Origin of the sequence: Nostoc sp. CHAB 5715 (assembly GCF_020829685.1) — a bacterium.
Classification (GTDB): Bacteria; Cyanobacteriota; Cyanobacteriia; order Cyanobacteriales; family Nostocaceae; genus Nostoc.
Window position 1 is genome coordinate 1 of sequence record NZ_JAIVFR010000872.1, and the last position, 3224, is coordinate 3224.

The 3224-nt window shown below is 43.2% G+C and carries 4 protein-coding genes and 1 pseudogene; 4 read left to right on the plus strand and 1 reads right to left on the minus strand.

Annotated features, from left to right (window positions below; all coding sequences use genetic code 11):
- Positions 1-121: 121 nt before the first annotated feature.
- Positions 122-1711 (minus strand): SpoIID/LytB domain-containing protein, encoded by a 1590-nt coding sequence (locus tag LC574_RS32870; protein WP_229457777.1) that lies wholly within the window; start codon positions 1709-1711, stop codon positions 122-124.
- Between the two features lie 262 nt (positions 1712-1973).
- Here LC574_RS32870 and LC574_RS32875 point away from each other — a divergent pair, with 262 nt between their 5' ends.
- The 4 genes and pseudogenes from LC574_RS32875 to LC574_RS32890 all read left to right on the plus strand — a co-directional run bounded on the left by LC574_RS32875 (position 1974) and on the right by LC574_RS32890 (position 2898).
- The gene (locus LC574_RS32875; protein ID WP_012410090.1) at positions 1974-2237 is read left to right on the plus strand and encodes a ParB N-terminal domain-containing protein; all 264 of its coding nucleotides are present in this window, start codon (positions 1974-1976) and stop codon (positions 2235-2237) included.
- 179 nt (positions 2238-2416) lie between these two features.
- Positions 2417-2572 (plus strand): hypothetical protein, encoded by a 156-nt coding sequence (locus LC574_RS32880; RefSeq protein ID WP_229457779.1) that lies wholly within the window; start codon positions 2417-2419, stop codon positions 2570-2572.
- A gap of 13 nt (positions 2573-2585) precedes the next feature.
- A pseudogene (locus tag LC574_RS32885) lies at positions 2586-2723 on the plus strand (DNA starvation/stationary phase protection protein); the annotation flags it as partial.
- A 13-nt stretch (positions 2724-2736) separates the two neighbouring features.
- Positions 2737-2898, plus strand: coding sequence for a hypothetical protein (locus LC574_RS32890; protein WP_306422192.1), 162 nt, complete (start codon positions 2737-2739; stop codon positions 2896-2898).
- The last annotated feature ends 326 nt before the right edge of the window (positions 2899-3224 follow it).

A 3224-nucleotide genomic window follows, 5' to 3' on the forward strand; every position in this document is an offset into this window, starting at 1 on the left:
CCCCTCTCAATGCCGTGTTTATAAAGCGACTTTGACAAAAAGCCTAATTTTGTGTTGAGCAGGAACACAATATTTACTGTGTTCCTGCTTAATTTTTTAAGTATGGAGTTTTCCGATTAGCTTAAAGTTTAGTCTCTTTGCTGAAAATCTGAATCTGAGTACCAGGATAATAGAATTGGAGAATTTTTGGACTTGACCAACCTAATTTAGCTAAATTTTGAGCGCCAGTTTGACTCAAGCCGACTCCATGTCCTAATCCACCACCAATAAAGGCATATCCCCACAGTTCGGGTTTTCCTTTATTCAGGGGTTCTATGTAAAATAGCGTACTTCTAGGAGCAGCAAAGGCACTACGAACTTCGTCTTTGTAGAGGACAAAGGTGCTTTTATCAGTTTTAACAGCAAGTTCAAGGATACGCCCACTCTGGCTTCGCTTCACTACTGCCATAGTCTGAATTGTTTTAAATTTGGCATAGGGACTGTTTTTCACCTGCAAAAATTTCTGCAAGTCCTTGGTAATATCCTCTAAAGAGGTTTCCTTGTGCCAACGAAACATATCCCACTTGCTTTCATTAAATCCTTGTTGGGTATTAATAAATTTTTGGAAGTTCTTTTCATCTGCTAAACTCTGCTTAGACAAGTTCCAAAAATTAGTGGCAGCATCCAGTACAGGGCGCAGATAGGGACGATCATCGCCATTCCAGACATCGCTGAAGGAGGCGGTGACACCACCAGTGGTGGAAGAATAAAGGGCATCTACTAGTTCATTTTTATAGGTTACTACCTTACCCCTGGTTGAGGCGATCGCTTTGTCTGTTTTGGCTGCTGCTCCATTCAGCCCATAATAAACTTGGCAGTGAGTATCAGCACACAACTGATAGTTATCTGCTGCGAACCTGCGTAAATTTCTTAAAGCATAAGTCCGAGCGAGAATTGCCTGGGCTTCCAGCGCTGCTGTTGGTGCATCTGTGCCTATTTCGTAAGGCACAACCCCACGCAAATAAGTTTCTAAGGGTACTTGGTTAACTAGAGTGTATGTGCCATAAGCATTTGGCTGCAAATTCATTCGCCCTGCATAAAGACGAGCAAACTCTTGTTTTTCGCTTTTATTCACCCGAATTAAGTTTTTATCAGTGCTGATTTCTAAATCATTTGGGCTATAGCGCTTACCATCCACCACCCAACTAACTCGCGGTACTTGTTTTAAAACTTTAGTATCAAGATATACTTTGTCTTTGGTAGAAGCTTGAATGTTTTGCAATAGCAAGCGTCGCAGTAAAGGAGTGCTATAAACATCGCGTTTTGCCCAAACCTGCCAGCGTTCTGGCTGGGATATTTCCACTTCCATTCCTTGAGAACGCCATTTATTAGCACTGTCTTCCGCAGTTTCAAAGGTGCGGTATGTGCCTAAAACTACCACTTCTTCAATTGTTGGCTGGGGTAAAGCTTGCATGACTGTTTCCAGCTTTACAGGATTCTTTGTAACCAAGGTTTGCTGCTTGTTACCCGTAAGAAATTTTAGCTTTAAGCGATCGCCTTTTGTGGGTTCTAGTTGCAGCTTGGCTTTAGGTTGTGAGCCAAATCGCTGCACAATCCCAATTTTCAGTTCCATACCCTGAATGTTACTCTCAGGCGCTGATGCAGCAGTTAGTCCCAATAGACAAAATGTGGTCAGCACAGTGTGGGAAAAACGCCAAAGCGAAAATTTCATAGCTACCTGATAGTGAACCCCTACGGGGAAGCAAGCTAGCAAGAGCGTCTTTAAAAGTTGCGATAGCGAGTAATCGATCGTCTTCTGCCCCTTAATGCGGTGTTGGAGCTGATTTTCCAATTGCTTTGTAGTGCGGTTTTTTTGTCGCATGAGTGCTCCAATGATACCATTAGCAGTTTTGCCCAAAGGAGTTGCAAAACGTAGTCATAATGACTATGATTTATTTAGAGACACAAAACAGAACTAGTTGGATAAACTCCTTATGGTTAGAGTCCAAGAAATTCCATTAAATCAGATAAAACGGCCGTTGCCTCGTGCAAACGATCCAAATAAAGTGCAAGCCTTAATGGAATCGATTGCGGAGATTGGGCAGCAAGAACCTATAGATGTCCTAGAAGTAGATGGACAATATTATGGCTTTTCTGGTTGCCATCGGTATGAGGCTTGCCAGCGTTTAGGCAAAGAAACCGTTTTAGCCAGAGTTCGTAAAGCACCCCGTAGCGTTTTAAAGATGCACTTGGCATAGAGAATGGGAGTGGGGAGTGGGGGATAAGGGGGATAAGGGGGATAAGGGGGATGAGGGAGCAGGGGGAGAAATCAATTCAAAATTCAAAACTTGTACTGAGCGTAGCCGAAGTATTCAAAATTAAAGAACTTCAGCAACACAGCAAAAACTGCCTCCCAATTGCCAATTCCCAATGCCCCATGCCCCATGCCCCATGCCCCATGCCCAATGCCCAATGCCCCATGCCCAATGCCCCATGCCCCATGCCCAATGCCCAATGCCCCATGCCCAATGCCCCATGCCCAATTCCCAATGCCCCATGCCCCATGCCCAATGCCCAATTACATATAACCTAATTAGGAGAAAATTATGTCATCGAAAGTAACAGTCAAAAATGTAAATATAGGCATTGACGAGGCGAGTAGGGCTAAAATTGCCGAGGGTTTATCTTGCCTGTTGGCTGACACTTATATACTTTATCTGAAAACTCATAACTTCCATAGGAACCGTCACAGTTCGCTTGAAGCATCAGGAGCGGATATTCTCTGGACAAGCATTTGATACTGATATTGTGGTAGCCGCAGCTTACGCTCATATCAACGCCCTGAATCGTCTTTATCGTTACTTGCAAACCGAGATATCTCAGTTTCATCAGACGGAATCTGCTTTTGTATCTGGGTAGATTAGGAAAGTAGCGATCGCTTTTGCGTTGCTGAATAGAGGTATGAATCGTTGATGTAGAGACGTAAAATTTTACGTCTCTACAAGGTTTTTGGTTGCACAACTAACGAACCGCAAAGGACATAAAGAAAGAAGTTAAAAGGGTTTGGCGTAGGGGGCAGGGGGAAAAAAAGGTTTTATTGCAATACAGTTGAGTTAAAGATTTTTGGTACTGATTTTAGACCTGTAGAGACGCGAAATTTCGCGTCTCTAGCAAGGTTTTTGGGCTTACAGCAGTTTTCATGTATTTGAACCACATCTGTTGTAGGGGTTTAGCATTGCTCATTG

What these genes read in the sequence shown, in the direction of transcription:
- LC574_RS32870 (WP_229457777.1), bottom strand. Translation starts at nt 1,711, where the DNA reads ATGAAATTTTCGCTTTGGCGTTTTTCCCACACTGTGCTGACCACATTT.
- LC574_RS32875 (WP_012410090.1), top strand. Translation starts at nt 1,974, where the DNA reads ATGGTTAGAGTCCAAGAAATTCCATTAAATCAGATAAAACGGCCGTTG.
- LC574_RS32880 (WP_229457779.1), top strand. Translation starts at nt 2,417, where the DNA reads ATGCCCCATGCCCCATGCCCCATGCCCAATGCCCAATGCCCCATGCCC.